13 protein-coding genes are annotated in these 18121 nt (G+C 52.3%); 11 read left to right on the forward strand and 2 right to left on the reverse strand.

Going from position 1 to position 18121, the window contains the following annotated elements; all coding sequences use genetic code 11:
* Entirely contained in the window at positions 1-3492 is a 3492-nt protein-coding gene (locus AC6R1A_RS07320) for a hybrid sensor histidine kinase/response regulator (RefSeq protein ID WP_500633615.1), read from the reverse strand.
* Between the two features lie 124 nt (positions 3493-3616).
* Positions 3617-4849 carry a 3-phenylpropionate MFS transporter gene (locus AC6R1A_RS07325; RefSeq protein WP_500633616.1) on the reverse strand — a complete coding sequence of 411 codons (1233 nt, stop codon included), beginning with the start codon at positions 4847-4849 and terminating at the stop codon, positions 3617-3619.
* Between the two features lie 316 nt (positions 4850-5165).
* On the opposite strand from AC6R1A_RS07325, the gene AC6R1A_RS07330 reads away from it, so the two are divergent.
* From AC6R1A_RS07330 to AC6R1A_RS07380, 11 genes are all read left to right on the forward strand, one after another.
* Positions 5166-6992 (forward strand): DUF294 nucleotidyltransferase-like domain-containing protein, encoded by a 1827-nt coding sequence (locus tag AC6R1A_RS07330; protein ID WP_500633617.1) that lies wholly within the window; start codon positions 5166-5168, stop codon positions 6990-6992.
* Between the two features lie 8 nt (positions 6993-7000).
* Positions 7001-7636, forward strand: a complete 636-nt coding sequence (locus tag AC6R1A_RS07335; RefSeq protein WP_334554707.1) for a 3'-5' exonuclease — start codon at positions 7001-7003, stop codon at positions 7634-7636.
* A 224-nt stretch (positions 7637-7860) separates the two neighbouring features.
* A complete protein-coding gene (gene acs, locus AC6R1A_RS07340) occupies positions 7861-9813 on the forward strand; it encodes an acetate--CoA ligase (protein ID WP_500633618.1) in 1953 nt (650 codons plus the stop codon).
* 416 nt (positions 9814-10229) lie between these two features.
* Complete coding sequence (gene aroQ / locus AC6R1A_RS07345) at positions 10230-10679, forward strand: type II 3-dehydroquinate dehydratase (RefSeq protein WP_334554711.1); 450 nt, start codon at positions 10230-10232, stop codon at positions 10677-10679.
* Between the two features lie 96 nt (positions 10680-10775).
* Positions 10776-11240, forward strand: a complete 465-nt coding sequence (gene accB, locus AC6R1A_RS07350) for an acetyl-CoA carboxylase biotin carboxyl carrier protein (protein WP_487902788.1) — start codon at positions 10776-10778, stop codon at positions 11238-11240.
* Between the two features lie 15 nt (positions 11241-11255).
* Complete coding sequence (accC, locus tag AC6R1A_RS07355) at positions 11256-12602, forward strand: acetyl-CoA carboxylase biotin carboxylase subunit (protein ID WP_500633619.1); 1347 nt, start codon at positions 11256-11258, stop codon at positions 12600-12602.
* Between the two features lie 165 nt (positions 12603-12767).
* Positions 12768-13655 (forward strand): 50S ribosomal protein L11 methyltransferase, encoded by an 888-nt coding sequence (prmA, locus tag AC6R1A_RS07360; protein ID WP_500633620.1) that lies wholly within the window; start codon positions 12768-12770, stop codon positions 13653-13655.
* A gap of 153 nt (positions 13656-13808) precedes the next feature.
* Positions 13809-14771, forward strand: coding sequence for a tRNA dihydrouridine synthase DusB (gene dusB / locus AC6R1A_RS07365; RefSeq protein ID WP_334554981.1), 963 nt, complete (start codon positions 13809-13811; stop codon positions 14769-14771).
* Positions 14772-14842: 71 nt separating this feature from the next.
* Entirely contained in the window at positions 14843-15139 is a 297-nt protein-coding gene (fis, locus tag AC6R1A_RS07370; protein ID WP_000462885.1) for a DNA-binding transcriptional regulator Fis, read from the forward strand.
* A gap of 154 nt (positions 15140-15293) precedes the next feature.
* Entirely contained in the window at positions 15294-16754 is a 1461-nt protein-coding gene (locus AC6R1A_RS07375) for an HD-GYP domain-containing protein (protein WP_500633621.1), read from the forward strand.
* A gap of 293 nt (positions 16755-17047) precedes the next feature.
* On the forward strand, positions 17048-18034 hold the full coding sequence (locus AC6R1A_RS07380; RefSeq protein WP_500633622.1) for a sensor domain-containing diguanylate cyclase: 987 nt from the start codon (positions 17048-17050) through the stop codon (positions 18032-18034).
* Positions 18035-18121 lie beyond the last annotated feature (87 nt).

Here is an 18121-nt window from a genome sequence, read left to right on the forward strand (position 1 = left end):
CTAAAGCCCATTCAGCATAGCTCGCAGTTTCAGCGGTTTGACGGGCTTGGCGATAAACGCAAATCCGCTCGACTCGATGCCTTGCATCATCTCTTGGGTGCGATCGGCGCTGATGATCACCCCTTTAAATCGCGCGCCCAGTCGCAAGCGACATTGCTGCAACACTTCTAAACCCGTTCGGCCGTGATCGAGACGGTAATCGGACAAAATCACATCCGGCTGCCACTGCTCGTCCATCGCCGCCAGCGCGCTGACCAGATCGGTGGCGCTGCGCACCTCACATCCCCAGCGGCCAAGCAGTGTCTCCATCCCCACCAAAATATCCGTTTCGTTATCGACACACAGCACGCGCAAGTGGCTGAGATCGCCGACACTTGGCGCCGCGGCAGGCGCAGGAGCTGGGCTGGCATGCACCGCGCGCGGCAGACGAATCGAGAACACGCTGCCACGCCCAGGCCATGAACGCATCCCTATTTCATGATTGAGTACATGCGCGATGCCTTTGGAAATGGCGAGCCCCAGACCCAACCCTTGATCGCGTAGCCCTTGGCCATCTTGGGCATGACTGCCGCGATTAAACTCCTCAAAGATCTCTTGCTGCTTGTCTTCATCAATCCCCACGCCGTTATCCCACACCTCAATGCGCGCCTCACCTTGGATGCGGCGCACGCCGAGCACCACTTTGCCTTGTGGATTATAACGAAACGCATTGGTGAGGAAGTTTTGAACCACGCGGCGCAGCAGTTTAGGGTCCGACTCAACCACCAAATCACTCGGCATCATGCGAAAGTCGATGCCTTGCTTTTTCGCTAGAGCGCTAAACTCGGCGTTGAGGTTGGAGAGCACATCATTGAGCGCAAAGGGGTGAATGTGCACTTCCAGCTTGCCAGACTCCAAACGCGAAATATCGAGCAGATCGCCAATCAAATCTTCTGCCGCGCCAAGGGCACTTTCGATATGGTGAGCAAGGCGCTGCGCTTCGGACTCTTTCCCCTCCTCCATAGCAGTCGAAGAAGAAATAGAGACCGAGTCAGCTTTCGTCACTTCAGATAAGGAGGAGGCAAACAAGCGCGCGGCATTAAGCGGCTGCATCAAATCGTGGCTCACCGCGGCCAAAAAGCGTGATTTGGATTGAGATTCGCGCTCGGAACGCTGGGTCGCACTGACCAATTTTTTGTTGAGTTTTTCCAGCTCAAAGGTGCGCTCTCGAACGCGCTCTTCTAGAGTTTCATTGGCGTCGATCAGCGCCTGCTCGGCATCGCGGAACACGGTAATGTCGGTAAAACTCATCACAAAGCCGCCGCCGGGCATCGGGTTGCCTTGCACCTCAATCACGCGTCCATCGGGCCTGACACGTGAAGAGGTGTGGCGTGTGCCTTGTTCTAAATGATACACCCGCCTGCGAACGTGATCTTCTGGGTCACCGGGGCCACACAGCCCCTGCTCGGCGTTGTGGCGAATCACATCGGCAATTGGCCTACCCACTTGAATCAAGCCGGGCGGAAACTCAAACAACTCAAGATAACGCTGATTCCACGCCACCAAACGCAATTGCTTGTCCACCACGGCAATGCCTTGGCCAATATGCTCAATCGCCCCTTGCAGCAAGCCGCGACTAAAGTCATACAGCTCGGAGGCCTCATCGACAATGGTCGCCACCTCTTCAAGCTGCATGTTGCGCCCTTGTAGCGCAGAGGTGAGCACCAACTTCGCTGACGAGGCACCAAACACACCGGCCAGCACCCGCTCAGTATGGCGAATCAAGGTCGAGGGCGCTTGCTGATTAGGCATCAGTGTCTCACGTTGCTGCTGCCAATATTGACGAAACGCGCTGCGCACCCGCTGCCTGCCGACAAAGCGCGACGCGAGCATTTCCAACTCACCGACCGTCACTCGGCTCTGGTAGAGGCTCATGTTCTCACTCTCTGGCAGCGGCGTACCGATAAACGAGGCTGACTGTAACCGCTCACTGAGGCTCGAGCGCGTCGCGCTCGACACCAGCAAATAGAAGAACAGGTTAGCGCTGATGCTCAGCAGCATCCCCCAATCAGAGCGCGCAATACCCAGTGATGCCAACCCTTCTGGCGGCGTGATGATCCACAACAGGAAGTTGCTTTGTGCATCCCCCGCTAAGATGCCGGTTTGGCTCATCAAGGTGATCAGCCACAAGGTAAAACCAAAACCTAGCCCGACATACACGCCTTTGCGATTGCCTTGACGCCAGTACATGCCGCCAATCAGCGCCGGGGCAAACTGGGTGATCGCCGCAAACGAGAGAAAGCCAATTGCAGAGAGCGAATGAATGCTGCCCAGCGCCTGATAAAAGCCCCAAGCGCCAAGCAGTAGCAGCAAAATCAAGCCGCGACGAATGATCAACAGCAAGCCAGAGAAGTGACGATGGTTACGATGCGAGAGGCGCATGCGACGCAGCAGTAATGGCATCACCATATCATTCGACACCATGATCGCCAGCGCGATGGTTGAGACAATCACCATGCCACTGGCCGCCGAGGTGCCGCCTAAAAACGCCAGCAGAGCGAAATCTTGCGCGCCCACCGCCATCGGCAAGCTGATCACATACGTATCTGGGCTTTCGCCGCTTAAGATGCCTTGGCCGACCCACGCAATCGGCAGCACAAACAGCCCCATCAACACCAGGTAGAGCGGGAAGAGCCAGCGCGCGGTATGCAAATCTTGCGCGCGTTCGTTCTCCACCACCATGGTATGAAACTGACGCGGCAAACAGACGATCGCCATCATGGTCAGGGCGGTGTGGATCAGCAACGTCGGGATATTGGGGGATTGATACGTCTCGGCGGCAATCGCCATCAACTGAATGTCACTGCGGCTAAAGGCGAGATAGAGAATAAAACAGCCGACAACCAAAAACGCCACCAGCTTGACCAGCGACTCAAACGCAATCGCCATCATCATGCCGCGGTGGTGCTCGGTATTATCAATATGACGCGTACCAAACAGCATGGTAAACACCGCCAGCGCCCCGACCACAAACCATGACACATCAAAACCAAAGCGGGCGAAATCCTCACTAACACTCGGCGCGATAATCTCTAGCCCCATGGTAATGCCACGCAGTTGCAGCGCGATGTAGGGCAAAATACCAATCACAGCAATAAAGGTGATCGCCACTGCCAGCCCTTGAGATTTGCCATAACGAGCCGCGATAAAGTCGGCGATGGAAGTAATATGCTCACGCTTGGCGGTGATCACCAAGCGAGCGAGGACGCGCCAACCGAGGGTAAAGACCAGAATCGGCGCCACATAGATAGGCAGAAAGGACCAAGGATTGCTGCTCGCCTGACCGACGGTGCCATAAAACGTCCACGAGGTGCAGTAGACCGCAATCGAAAGGCTGTAGACCCAAGGCCGCCAGCGCGACAACCACTTGACGCGATTATCGCCATACCATGCGATCAAAAAAAGCAGCCCAAGATAGAGAAGCGAAACCGCGATCACCAACCAACCTTGCATTCGATATCCTTATCGTCGTTTATCGGTACTCCCCATCGCCGTGCCAGTGAGGTGAGCGATAAGGGTTAACTTATTAAACGAATTTGCTGGCGGCAACTCAATCGACTTGAGTAAATTCTGTGCTTTACGCGCCGCTTTCCGTGGCTTTTTCTCCCTCTTGCGGCTCGGCTTCTTTGGCGGCTTGCGCTTCATTGACAAATTGCTCAGAGGTCACGGGATTCTCTTGTGGCGCCACTTTGATAAATAGCGACACAGCGCCCATCAAGGCCATCGCCCAGAAGACGTTCGCGCCCCAGTGCTCAAAGCCCCAGCCGCTTAATGTCGTCATCAAGGCAATCACAGCGCCAAGCGGAATGGCATTGTACAAGGCTTGCAGCGCCACCATTTTTCTCTGCTCGGAGTGTTGGATGTATTGAATCGCGGCAATGTGCGCCACCGCAAAGGTCACGCCGTGCAGCAGTTGAATCAGCACCAAAGCGAGCAGTAGCGTCGTCGATGCCGTCATGCCCCAACGCACCATCACCCCAATTGAGGCGAGCGCAAACATAGCGCGCAGTGACCAACCAGAAAACAGTCGCTTGCTCAGGGCAAACACCGCCACTTCCGCCACCACCCCTAAGCTCCACAAATAGCCGATGATGTCTTCGGAGTACCCCGCCGCTTTCCAATGAATCGCACTAAAGCTGTAGTACGCCGCATGACTGCCCTGAATCAGCGCCACCAGCAGGAGAAACTTCACCACTGGCCCTTCACGCAGCAGCTCCATCAATTTCGGTCTCACGCCTGCGCTGACATCACTGGTCACCGGCATAGGCTGAATGCGCCTTAAACTCATTAGCCAAGCCGCCAACATGCCCGCCATCGCCGTCAACACAATCATGTCGCTGCCAAAATGGGCAACCATAAACCCGACCACGGTCGAGCCGGCAATAAAGGCAATCGAGCCCCACAAGCGCGTGCGACCATAATCGAGCTTATTGAGCCGCGCGTAGTAGTTGGCCATCGCATCAGAGAGCGGCACAATCGGCCCGCAGCAAAGGTTAAACAGCACCGTCGCCAGCGCCATTAACCAAAAACTTCCGCCGGTAAAAAAGTGGAAACCAACAAACAGCAGCCCCGCCAAACTGAACCAACGCAGCGCCGGCATTAAATGCTCCACCTTATGAATGCGCGGCGTTAACACCAAGTTCGCCACGCAGCGCGTCGCAAAGCCAATCCCGACCAAGACACCAATGTCGGTCGGCGTCACTCCTTGGTTTTCAAACCACAGCGCCCAAAACGGCAAATAGACGCCATAAGCAAAAAAGAACCCCGCAAAATATTGTGAGATCCAACCATAGGGAGAAGGAGTGAACATGCAAACCTCAGTCAGGATAAGGGAGTAGATAACGGCGGCATTATGACCGCGTTTGCATGGAATAAAAAGGGAAGAAGTGCCTAGAGGTTAGTTCCTAGTTCCTAGAAGACAGTGCCTAGAAGACAGTGCCTAGTTCCTAGAAGTGGGTTGCTAGAAGCACGAGCCGAGTTCTTAGAATCAGACCTCTAGGAACTAGGCACTAGAAACTAGGCACTCCCCCCCTATAAGACCAAAGTCGTCTGGCATTTATACGCTGATCGCGCACACTTTATTTATTCACCTACCCCGAACTGTAGAGCGAGAGTGTAGAGCCGCTATGCCTGATAAATTCAATATGCAGTCACCACCGTTTGATAGGCTGAGTGAAGCGCAGCAAACCGAGCTGCGCTCGGCGCTGGATGTCGCCTATTTCCGCACTAAGGAGAGCTTGATTAAGCCCGGCGCACGTGTGGATCATCTGCATATTTTGATCAAAGGCGCGGTGGAAGAGCGCTCTCAGGATGGCAACGAAATTTTTGCTCACTACGCCAATGATGACTTGTTTGATGTGCGCGGCCTGTTTGATGGCCAATCTAAGCACCATTACGTGGCGCTAGAAGATACCCTCGCTTACCTACTGCCCGAAGCGACCTTTATGTCGCTCTACAACGAGAATGGCCAGTTTGCCGCCTATTTTGATACCAATCTGGCGCGCCGTCAGGAATTGATTGAAGCCGCGCAGCAGCAGCAAAACCTGGCCGAGTTCATTCTGACCAAAGTCGATAAAGCCATCTATCATCCGCCGATGGTGATCGCCCCCAACATGCCGCTCAATGAGGTGACGCGCACACTCAAAGAGAACGCCATTGATGCCGCGCTGGTGCGATTAGAAGACGATGACCCAAGGCTTGCCGACCATCCTCATGAGCTGCCCTTTGGCATTGTCACGCGCACCAATATGCTCCATGCGGTCATGTTGGATGACCACCCGCTCGACACCCCAGTGGGCGAGATCGCAACCTTTCCGGTCATCCATGTCGACGATGGCGAGTTTCTGTTTAATGCGATGATCAAAATGACGCGTAAACGCATGAAGCGCGTGATGGTCGCCGATGGTAAAGAAGCGGTCGGCATGCTGGATATGACGCAAATCCTCAGTGCCTTTTCCACTCACTCACACGTGTTGAGTTTGAGCATTGCCAGAGCGAGCAGTGTCGAAGAGCTCGCGCTCGCATCGAACCGCCAGCGCCACTTGGTCGAAAGCCTGCTTGGTAATGGTATTCGCACCCGCTTTATCATGGAGCTGATTTCTGCCGTTAATGAACAAATTATCGAGAAAGCCTTTGAACTGATTGTTCCTCCCGCCCTTCACGATCACTGCTGTTTGATCGTTTTAGGCTCAGAAGGGCGTGGGGAGCAGATCTTAAAAACCGACCAAGACAACGCGCTGATTCTCGCCCCCGACCTCGAATGGCCGCAATGTGAAGCCGTCATGCAGCAGCTGACCCATACCTTGCAGCAGCTGGGTTATCCGCTCTGCCCGGGCAATGTGATGGTCAACAATCCGCAGTGGGTCAAAAGCCAATCGCAATGGAGCGCCACCTTGAGCCGCTGGGCCAAAGCGAGCAGCGCCGAGCAGATCATGAACTTGGCGATTTTTAGTGACGCACATGCGGTAGCGGGCAATCTCGCGCTCCTCGACCCCATCATGGAACACCTGCATCGCTTAATGTTCAACAACATGTTGGCGCTCCAGGATTTTTGTCGTCCGGCACTGCGATTCTCTCTGCCACTGACGCTGTTTGGCAACGTCAAAACCGACAAACAAGGGGTCGATCTGAAAAGTGGCGGCATCTTCCCCATCGTGCATGGTATTCGTACCTTGGCGCTGGAATACGGCATTGAAGCGCACAACACCTTTGAACGCATCGAAAGCCTCGCGCGCAAAAAAATCCTCGAGCCCGATACCGCCGATAACCTCAGTGAAGCGCTGAAACTGTTTTTTAAACTGCGCCTTCATCAGCAGCTTGGCAACCAGCACACCCACAACCGAATTGACCTCAAACAGCTCGATCGCACCGAGCGCGATCTGCTGCGCCACAGTTTGCACGTGGTAAAGAAATTTAAGCAGTTTCTCAGCTATCACTACCAGATCCGAGATTGAGGTCATCCATGAACCTATTGATGCGTCGTTACTGGTACTACAAACTCAAAGGCAGCCCTTACCAATCGTTATTTGGCGCGTTGCAAAAAGGGGAGTACGTGTCACTCGATTGTGAGACCACCAGCCTCGACCCTAACCGCGCCGAGCTGGTCACCATTGCGGCGACCAAAATCATCGACAATCGCATCCTCACCAGTGCGCCCTTTGAAGTGCGCCTGCGCGCGCCGCAATCGCTCGACTCGGGCTCAGTGAAAATTCACCACATTCGCCACCAAGACTTGCTCGATGGCATCGATGAAAAACGCGCTCTGATCAAACTGCTCGATTTTATCGGCAATCGGCCTTTGGTCGGCTATCACATCCGCTACGATAAGAAAATCCTCGACTTAGCGTGTCGCAAGCAGTTGGGCTTTCCTCTGCCCAACCCACTCATCGAAGTGAGCCAGATCTACCACGACAAGCTGGAAAAGCATCTGCCCAACGCCTATTTCGATTTGAGCCTCGATGCCATCTGCAAACATCTCGACCTGCCGCTGCAAAGCCGCCATGACGCGCTGCAAGACGCCATCGCCGCAGCGATGGTGTTTGTGCGTTTAACCCACGGCGACCTACCGAGCCTTAACTTGCCCTACGTCTCACGCTGAACGTACGCAAGGAGAACGTACACAAGGAGAGTGCGCGAGATCGCAAAGTTTGCCATTACGCCGACCACGGCCACCGATATCTCGCCCATTCATCCTAAAGTCTAATTGTCGAATCGAGGGCGGTGGCCGAAAGTGAACAGTAATTCAAACGCTCACCGTTTAAAACGACAACAAACAGGACACCTTTGCTTGGCAAGCCCAAGCAGAGCATAAGGAGATTAGCCATGAGTGAAGCCCACGTGTATCCAGTCAAAGAGAACATCAAAGCCACGACCCACGCGGACAATGACACCTACCTTTCCATGTACCAGCAATCGGTTACTGACCCAACCGCGTTTTGGAGCGAGCACGGCAAAGTGGTGGATTGGATCAAACCCTTCACTAAAGTCAAAAGCACCTCGTTCGATACCGGCCACGTCGATATTCGCTGGTTTGAAGATGGCACACTGAACGTCTCCGCCAACTGTATTGACCGCCACCTCGCCGAGCGCGGCGATGACGTCGCCATCATCTGGGAAGGGGACGACCCGGCAGATGACAAAACGCTCACGTTTAACGAGTTGCACAAAGAGGTGTGCCGTTTCTCTAACGCGCTGAAAGAGCAAGGCGTACACAAAGGCGATGTGGTCTGTCTGTACATGCCGATGGTACCGGAAGCGGCGATCGCCATGCTCGCCTGTACCCGCATTGGCGCGGTGCACACCGTCGTGTTTGGCGGCTTTTCACCGGAAGCGCTCTCTGGCCGTATTATTGACTCCGACGCCAAAGTGGTGATCACCGCCGATGAAGGCGTGCGCGGCGGTCGTGCAGTGCCTTTGAAGAAAAACGTCGATGAAGCGCTCACCAACCCCGAAGTAAAAACGATTGAAAAAGTCGTGGTGCTCAAACGCACAGGCGGCGACATTGATTGGCACGATCACCGCGATGTGTGGTGGCACAAAGCCACCGCCGCAGCCTCTGATCACTGCCCACCCGAAGAGATGAAAGCCGAAGACCCGCTGTTTATTCTCTACACCTCAGGCTCAACGGGCAAACCCAAAGGCGTGCTGCACACCACCGGCGGCTACCTAGTCTATGCGACCATGACATTCAAATACGTGTTTGACTATCAACCAGGCGAAACCTTCTGGTGTACCGCCGATGTGGGTTGGATTACCGGTCACACCTATCTGATTTATGGCCCACTCGCCAATGGCGCCAAAACCATTTTGTTTGAGGGCGTGCCTAACTATCCCAACACCAGCCGCATGAGCGAAGTGGTCGACAAGCACCAAGTCAACATTCTCTACACCGCGCCCACTGCGATTCGCGCTTTGATGGCGAAAGGCAATGAAGCCATCGAAGGCACCTCACGCGACAGCTTACGCATCATGGGCTCGGTCGGGGAACCCATTAACCCAGAAGCGTGGGAGTGGTACTACAAAACTATCGGTAATGAGCAATCTCCGATTGTCGATACCTGGTGGCAAACCGAAACCGGCGGCATTTTGATCACCCCACTACCAGGCGCAACAGACCTCAAACCCGGCTCGGCGACCCGTCCTTTCTTTGGCGTTCAACCTGCGCTGGTCGATAACATGGGCAACGTGATTGAAGAGCAAGCCGCTGAAGGTAACTTGGTGATCCTCGACTCATGGCCGGGGCAGATGCGCACCGTATATGGCGATCACGAGCGTTTTGAGCAAACCTATTTCTCCACCTTCAAAGGCATGTACTTTACTGGCGACGGCGCCCGTCGTGATGAGGATGGCTACTACTGGATCACCGGCCGTGTCGATGACGTGCTCAATGTCTCCGGTCACCGTATGGGCACTGCTGAGATTGAATCGGCGCTCGTTGCGCACGAGAAAATTGCCGAAGCGGCGATTGTTGGCATTCCGCACGACATTAAAGGCCAAGCCATCTACGCCTACGTGACGCTCATCGACGGCGAGTTCCCTTCTGCCGAGCTGCACAAAGAGGTCAAAGACTGGGTAAGAAAAGAGATAGGCCCGATTGCCACCCCAGATGTGCTGCACTGGACCGATTCGCTACCGAAAACCCGCTCGGGCAAAATCATGCGCCGCATCCTGCGCAAGATTGCCACCGGAGACACCAGCAACCTCGGCGACACCTCCACATTGGCCGACCCAAGCGTGGTCGACAAGCTCATCAAAGAGAAAGCAGAGTTGGTTTGAGTGCCTAGAAGCGAGTACCTAGTTCCTAGAGGCGAGTTCCTAGAGGGGGACCACTCCAACACTATCGCCACTCTAGGAACTAGGAACTAGGAACTAGGAACTAGGAACTAGGAACTAAAATTACCCGCCGCGCTTACAATAAGCGCGGCGTTTTTACCTCCCCACTTCCACTCTTATTCCACCCTTATCCCACTCTTATTCGTGCGCGAGAAGGCATCAAGCCTAGATCCTCGTCCCACTTCCTGGCTCCCCTACAGGTGATTAGACCAGTAAATTGCTGCTAAATGCGCTGAATTAGCTATAATCTTGGTCAATTTCAAAGATTCGGCTCCGTTTGCATTAAAAATGACATGCCCAATCCTTGATAATATGGGAATATTTGAGTTCATCTCAATAACTAGGAAGATAGCGACACAATGACAGCAAAATCACGCATTCTTGTCCTAAATGGTCCAAATCTCAACCTGCTTGGGCTAAGAGAGCCTGCCCACTACGGCTCTCACACCTTAGCAGACATTGTCGATAGCTTGATGGAACAAGCCCAGCAAGCGGATGTCGAACTGGAGCATTTGCAGTCAAACCGAGAGTATGAACTGATTGAGAAAATCCACGCCTCGCTCAACGAGGTGGACTTTATCATCATCAATCCAGCGGCCTTTACTCATACGAGTGTCGCGCTGCGCGATGCGCTGCTCGGCGTCGCGATTCCCTTTATTGAAGTGCACTTATCCAATGTGCACGCACGCGAACCCTTCCGTCATCACTCTTACCTGTCTGATAAAGCAGTAGGTGTGATTTGTGGTTTAGGTGCACAAGGTTACCAATTTGCGTTGATGGCTGCGATAGACAAGCTCAAGTCAGCGTAACAAGACAACACGCGGCGGACAGATGGACGCCGATACTCACTACTCTGCAGCGCCTTTAGGCGCTGTCTTATTCACAAGATAAAAGAGAAAGACACAATGGATATCCGTAAAATTAAGAAGCTTATCGAATTAGTTGAAGAGTCTGGCATTGCTGAGCTAGAGATCTCTGAAGGTGAAGAGTCGGTACGCATCAGTCGTCACGGCGTTGCAGCGCCTGCGCAGCCTGCTCCTATCCAATACGCAGCCGCGCCAGCACCGGTTGCGGCGCCTGCACCAGCAGCTGCCCCTGCTCCTGCAGCTCAAGAGTCTGCACCAGCAGCAGTGTCTGGTCACCAGGTTCTTTCTCCAATGGTTGGTACTTTCTACCGTTCACCAAGCCCAGATGCGAAAGCGTTTGTTGAAGTCGGTCAGAAAGTGAATGCCGGCGACACGCTATGTATCGTTGAAGCGATGAAAATGATGAACCAAATCGAAGCCGATAAATCTGGCGTCGTGACTGCCATCCTTGCTGAAGACGGCCAACCGGTAGAATTCGATCAACCGCTTGTTGTTATCGAATAATAGAGGCCCTCTGTTATGTTAGATAAAGTAGTCATCGCGAACCGAGGTGAAATTGCACTTCGTATCCTTCGCGCTTGTAAAGAGCTCGGTATCAAGACGGTAGCCGTCCACTCAACGGCTGACCGCGATCTTAAACACGTCCTGCTGGCAGACGAGACCGTCTGTATCGGCCCTGCACGTGGTATCGACAGTTACCTCAATATTCCTCGCATTATTTCTGCGGCAGAAGTGACCGGTGCGGTCGCTATCCACCCAGGTTACGGCTTCTTGTCGGAAAATGCAGACTTCGCAGAGCAAGTCGAGCGCAGCGGCTTCATCTTTGTCGGTCCAAAAGCGGAGACCATTCGCATGATGGGCGACAAAGTATCAGCCATCACCGCAATGAAGAAAGCGGGCGTACCTTGTGTACCTGGCTCAGATGGCCCGCTCGACAACGACGAAGACAAAAACAAAGCCCACGCGAAACGCATCGGCTACCCAGTGATCATCAAAGCCTCTGGCGGCGGCGGTGGTCGTGGTATGCGTGTGGTCCGTGCTGAAAAAGACTTGGTGCAAGCCATTGCCATGACGCGCGCAGAAGCGAAAGCGGCCTTCAACAATGACATGGTCTACATGGAGAAATTCCTTGAAAACCCGCGTCACGTTGAAGTCCAGGTCATCGCAGACGGTCAAGGCGGCGCTATCCACCTTGGTGAACGTGACTGTTCTATGCAGCGTCGTCACCAAAAAGTGGTCGAAGAAGCACCCGCACCGGGCATCACGGCTGAAATGCGTAAGTACATCGGTGAGCGTTGTACCCGTGCGTGTATCGAAATCGGTTACCGCGGCGCAGGCACGTTCGAGTTCTTGTACGAAAACGGCGAGTTCTATTTCATCGAGATGAACACCCGTATTCAGGTTGAGCACCCAGTCACTGAAATGGTCACTGGCATCGACCTAATCAAAGAGCAGCTGCGTGTTGCTGCAGGTCAACCTCTGTCGTTCACGCAAGATGACATCAAAATCCGCGGCCACGCGATTGAGTGTCGTATCAACGCCGAAGACCCAGAGCGCTTCCTACCTTCACCAGGTAAAATTGAGCGTTTCCACGCCCCTGGCGGCATGGGCGTACGTTGGGAATCGCACATCTACTCTGGTTACACAGTGCCACCGCACTATGACTCGATGATCGGCAAACTGATCACTTACGGTGAGAACCGTGATGTCGCGATCGCACGCATGAAGAATGCACTCGGCGAACTGATCGTCGAAGGCATCAAAACCAACGTGCCACTGCAAGAGATGATCATGAATGATGAGAACTTCCAACACGGCGGTGCCAACATTCATTACCTAGAGAAGAAACTTGGTCTAGACCATTAATTCTCTGAGTTATAACGCTCTCTCCTAACGCCCAGCCACCGCTGGGCGTTTTTATTCTTCACAGTCCCGTCTAGGAACTAACAACTAGGAACTAGCAACTCCCCCCTCTCGCTCAATTCTGCTACACTCTGCGCCAATTTCCTTTTTATCGAGCAGAGCCAGACCATGCCTTGGATTCAAATCAAACTCAACGCGACCAACGAAAACGCTGAACCGATCGGCGACATGTTAATGGAAGAGACCGGCGCCCTATCGGTCACCTTTTTAGACGCGCACGATACGCCGGTCTTCGAGCCGCTGCCGGGTGAAACGCGTTTGTGGGGCGACACCGACATCCTTGCACTTTACGATGCCGAAGCGGACACCGATTTTGTGCTGGCGCAAATGACGCAAAGCGGCCTGCTTCCTCAAGGGTTCGCGTACAAAGTGGAACAGCTTGAAGATAAGGATTGGGAACGTGAATGGATGGACAACTTCCACCCAATGAAGTTTGGTGAGCGTTTGTGGATTTGCCCAAGCTGGCGAGATGTCCCAGAGCCAGACGCGATCAATGTGATGCTTGACCCTGGCCTCGCATTTGGTACTGGTACTCACCCCACCACGGCGCTCTGCCTAGAGTGGCTAGAGAGTCTCGATCTATCGGGCAAAACCGTGATCGACTTTGGTTGTGGTTCGGGCATTTTGGCGATCGCGGCGATCAAACTGGGCGCAGAGCGCGTCATCGGCATCGATATCGATCCGCAAGCCCTGCTCGCCTCAAAAGACAACGCAGAGCGTAACGGTGTGGCCGACAAACTCGATGTCTTCCTTCCTCAAGATCAACCAGAAGGTCTGGTTGCCGACGTCGTAGTGGCGAACATTTTGGCCGGTCCACTGCGTGAGCTTTCTGCCATCATCAAGTCTTTAGTTAAGCCAAATGGCGAGCTCGCGATGTCTGGCGTCCTCGACACCCAAGCGGAAGATGTGGCCGACTATTACCGTGATGAGTTTCACATTGATCCTATCAAAGAGCAGAGTGAGTGGTGCCGCATAGCGGGTCGCAAGCAAGGCTAGATAAGACTTTCAAGGCTAATTGACTGAATTTCATACAATTTAACAAAACAAATTGTCAATGCTCAAATATTAGTCTTTTCACGGCGTAAAAAAATGCGTAAAATGCGCGCCCTTGCTGGGGACTATTCATCGAACAGAAGCTGTGAAGACGTTTTGAAAATCGGACACTACCAACTTAAGAACAATCTCATCGTCGCGCCTATGGCGGGTGTCACGGATAGACCGTTCCGTGAGTTGTGTCTTCGATATGGGGCAGGCATGGCCGTCAGTGAAATGATGTCGTCCAATCCGAAACTCTGGAAAACGTCCAAATCTAAGCAACGCATGGTGCATGAAGGCGAATCGGGCATTCGCTCTGTGCAGATTGCGGGTGCCGATCCACAGTTGATGGCCGACGCAGCGCAATTTAGCGTTGAGAACGGTGCGCAAATCATCGACATCAACATGGGTTGCCCAGCAAAAAAAGTGAATAAAAAGCTCGCGGGCTCTGCGCTGCTCAAGTTTCCAGACATCATCGAAGAGATTCTGAAAGCGGTGGTCAACGCAGTGGATGTCCCTGTGACACTCAAAACTCGCACAGGCTGGGATACAGATAACAAAAACTGTGTCCAGATCGCTCAATTAGCCGAAGACTGCGGCATTCAGGCCTTGGCGCTGCATGGCAGAACCAAAGCATGTATGTACAAAGGTGAGGCCGAATACGACAGCATTAAAGCGGTAAAAGAGGCCATCTCAATACCGGTTATCGCGAACGGTGATATCGATAGCCCAGAGAAAGCCAAACACGTACTGGAGTATACCGGTGCGGACGCCTTAATGATTGGACGCCCTGCCCAAGGTCGTCCGTGGATTTTCCAGGAAATCCAACACTATTTGGAAAACGGTACCACGATGCCTGACCTTCCGGTTTCGGAAGTGAAAGACATCCTGCTCGGTCATGTGAACGCTCTCCATGAGTTTTATGGTGAGTATTTAGGTCCACGCATCGCGCGTAAGCACGTGGGTTGGTACCTAAAAGAGCATGAACAAGCAAGTGAGTTTCGCCGGACCTTCAACGCCATTGATGTAGCAGAGCTGCAACTTGAAGCGTTAGAAGGGTACTTTGATTTAGCCTAATTGGCGGTCGCTACGACGCAGCCATGCGGGTTTAACGTTGCATCATAATTAAGAGAAGAGCTAGACCGAATATGTTCGAACAAAATCTGACTTCAGAAGCATTAACAGTAACTACAGTAACCTCGCAAGACCAGATTACTCAAAAGCCTTTACGTGACTCTGTTAAAGCATCTCTTAAAAACTACTTGGCACAACTGAACGGCCAAGAAGTCACAGAACTCTACGAATTAGTTCTAGCTGAAGTAGAACAGCCACTACTAGACACCATCATGCAGTACACTCGCGGTAACCAAACGCGCGCAGCAACCATGATGGGTATCAACCGCGGTACTCTTCGCAAGAAACTGAAAAAGTACGGCATGAACTAATCTACAAGCCTTAACTTATTGATATAAAAGCAGCTACCCCTCAGGGATAGCTGCTTTTTTGCATTTATGCGCCCTCATATGCCCCCCAAATCTCGCCCTGAATCTCATGCCGTGATATGTTCGATTTTCACATTGCTTGCTGAAGTTTGTAAAAATGCTAATAAAAACCTTTCAAGATCGCCTGGCTCTACAGTACTACTTGATTGCCGCCATTATTTTTGGTTTTTATGGCGGCTTAATCTGCCCTATGCTCGACACCTTGCCGCTAAGCGTGATAATGCTGCACTCAGTAAGTGTTTTTCTGCTTACTTTCACGATTCGACAAACGTTGATCTTCCAGCGACGGGGCAGTGTTAATCTAACCAAGCTCGACTCGGGCTTGCTATTCGCTGTCAGCCTTCCTTTTGCTCTATTTTATAACCTTCTCTATGACTTCACTCTTGATAGCAACCTCAAGGTCATCTTTGGCTTAACGTTATTTGGCTTTTTTAGTGGCGCTCTCCTTGAATTATCTAAACAGCTTACTGCGCTGAGTAATGAAGAAAACACCTCTCGTTTATCCGCTAATAATGTGACGAAAAGCGCCAGTTTTAAGCACCAAATCTTGTTTGTTATGTTGCTGCTGACAGTACTCACGGTATCGCTTTCTAGCGTGGCGATAAAAGACATCTTTTGGCTCGAACATAACCCAGAGTTTGTGCAAGATGGATCGGGAAAGATAAGCGTAATCAAAGAATTGATTTTTGTTTCCGTGATTCTGGGGGGATATGCGCTGGCTATTGTTCACTCTTCAGGGAAGCTCACTTCACGTAAACTTGAGATTCAACAGCAAGCTCTTGAAAGAGTAGCGGGTGGTCAAATTCATTCCCGAGTCCCAGTTATTGGCAATGATGAACTGAGCGTAATTGCTACGTATGCCAATAGCATGCTAGACAAACTGGAAGAGGGTCAAAACGAGTTAAAGCTGACGCGAGATGTTGCTATCACCAGTTTATCCTCCCTTGCTGAGTCTCGGGATAATGAAACTGGCGCACATATTATTCGTACACAAAACTACGTTAAAGCATTGGCTGAGTATCTGAGCCACTCTCCTTCTTGGGCAAGCACTTTGACTCCTGACTATATTGATCTCCTTCATAAATCAGCACCGCTGCATGATGTCGGTAAAGTCGGTATTCCCGACAGCATCTTACTGAAGCCGGGTAAACTGACAGATGAAGAGTTTGATATAATGAAAAACCATCCACAAATTGGCGCGGATGCTCTCTCAGCTGCAGAACAGCAACTGGGCTCTAACTCGTTTTTGGTTGTTGCGAAAGAAATTGCTTTGACCCATCACGAGAAGTGGGATGGGAGTGGATATCCGAATCGACTAGTGGGTGAGGAAATTCCACTTTCTGGCCGATTGATGGCGGTTGCTGATGTCTATGACGCACTGATCTCTAAGCGTGTTTATAAACCTGCTTTCTCTCACCAAAAAGCAAGGGAGATTATTGTTGAAGGAGCAGGAACGCACTTTGACCCACTAGTGGTTGATGCATTTATTGCCATTGAAACGCAGTTTGAACACATCGCAGCTACCCATACAGACTCACAGGGATTAAAAGCGATCTGAGTGTGAGTCATTTCTGTGTTGATGGCATTAAAGTCACCCCCTTGCTCTCGAAGAAAGAAACCTGCGTCTGTGTCTCAACGCCCTCAGCAATCAAATCGCATCGAAATGGGCGAGAGCATTTGAGCTCAATTTGCAAGCGCGTTGTGATATTGAGCGAAAAGTCAGTAATTCAAATCACTAATTAGATTGACAATTTAGCAACAACTTAGACCCGAAGTGTGACCTAGAGCGATTACACTGGCTGTCTCATCCGTTAAAATAACGTTTTTGCTCAATTATCAGGAAGATAGATCATGCCAACAGACAGCCGAGAAGAGTGGCTGAGCTATGTGCTAAGCTCGTTGCCTGATCACGTCTTTATTCTTGATGAGCAAGGTCACTATACCGACAGTTTTGGCGGCGCGCACTTTGCCGCAGGGTTTGATGTCGAGCGCTATACGGGCCTCCACCTTAGCGACGTTTTGGTCGCCAACAAAGCCAATCAACTGCTCAGCTACTTAGAAGAAGTGTTTGAGCACAAACGCGACAAAGTGGTCAAATACGCCATCGCCCCGACCGACTTATTGATGATGCCGATTGATAGCATTGAGTCGATGGGTGCAGAGAGCGAAAACTGGTTTGAAGCGATCCTGCGCTACGTGCCGCAAAGCACGGCCCACGGCCCGCGAGTGATTTGGTCAGTGCGCGATGTCACCCGTACGCACCTGTTAGAGCAAGAGCTAAAAACCTTATCAGAGACTGATGAGCTGACGGAAATTCTCAATCGCCGCGCGTTTTTCTCTGGCCTCGATAGCGCCTTGCTCCGAGCTCAAAAGCAGCAAGTGCCGCTCGCTTGTCTGATGATAGACATCGACCACTTCAAAGAAATTAACGACCAAGTCGGTCATTTGTCTGGCGATGAGGTGATCAAACACGTCGCGCAGATCTGTAAACAGGTGGTGCGAGGCAGCGATTATCTTGGGCGTCTCGGCGGTGAAGAGTTCGGTGTCGTGCTCAGCCACACCAACGCGATTGACGCGTACGACGTTGCAGAGCGTATCCGGGAGTCAATCTCGACAACCGAGTGCCAAGTGGACGGCCACGCCATTCATCCTACCGTCAGCATTGGTATTTCGGAGGTCACCTCCTCCATCGCCTCAAGCAAAGACCTGCTAATCCAAGCCGATAAAGCGATGTACTACTCCAAACAAACCGGCCGCAACCAAGTCACCCTCTACCACGATGGTCTCCCTGACATGAAAGCAGGTGCAACCAACGCCAAAATCCTCTACGCCTCCTAACCCTCTTCCTCCCATTCCCCCTCTAGGAACTAGGAACTAGGAACTCGCCACTAGGCACTCCCCCTCTAGTAACAATAAATTTGAATT

Source organism: Vibrio sp. R10-SG3-ISO3, assembly GCF_059834225.1.

Coding starts and splice junctions, on each gene's coding strand:
- AC6R1A_RS07320 (WP_500633615.1), bottom strand. CDS start 3,492: ATGCAAGGTTGGTTGGTGATCGCGGTTTCGCTTCTCTATCTTGGGCTG.
- AC6R1A_RS07325 (WP_500633616.1), bottom strand. CDS start 4,849: ATGTTCACTCCTTCTCCCTATGGTTGGATCTCACAATATTTTGCGGGG.
- AC6R1A_RS07330 (WP_500633617.1), top strand. CDS start 5,166: ATGCCTGATAAATTCAATATGCAGTCACCACCGTTTGATAGGCTGAGT.
- AC6R1A_RS07335 (WP_334554707.1), top strand. CDS start 7,001: ATGAACCTATTGATGCGTCGTTACTGGTACTACAAACTCAAAGGCAGC.
- acs (WP_500633618.1), top strand. CDS start 7,861: ATGAGTGAAGCCCACGTGTATCCAGTCAAAGAGAACATCAAAGCCACG.
- aroQ (WP_334554711.1), top strand. CDS start 10,230: ATGACAGCAAAATCACGCATTCTTGTCCTAAATGGTCCAAATCTCAAC.
- accB (WP_487902788.1), top strand. CDS start 10,776: ATGGATATCCGTAAAATTAAGAAGCTTATCGAATTAGTTGAAGAGTCT.
- accC (WP_500633619.1), top strand. CDS start 11,256: ATGTTAGATAAAGTAGTCATCGCGAACCGAGGTGAAATTGCACTTCGT.
- prmA (WP_500633620.1), top strand. CDS start 12,768: ATGCCTTGGATTCAAATCAAACTCAACGCGACCAACGAAAACGCTGAA.
- fis (WP_000462885.1), top strand. CDS start 14,843: ATGTTCGAACAAAATCTGACTTCAGAAGCATTAACAGTAACTACAGTA.
- AC6R1A_RS07375 (WP_500633621.1), top strand. CDS start 15,294: ATGCTAATAAAAACCTTTCAAGATCGCCTGGCTCTACAGTACTACTTG.
- AC6R1A_RS07380 (WP_500633622.1), top strand. CDS start 17,048: ATGCCAACAGACAGCCGAGAAGAGTGGCTGAGCTATGTGCTAAGCTCG.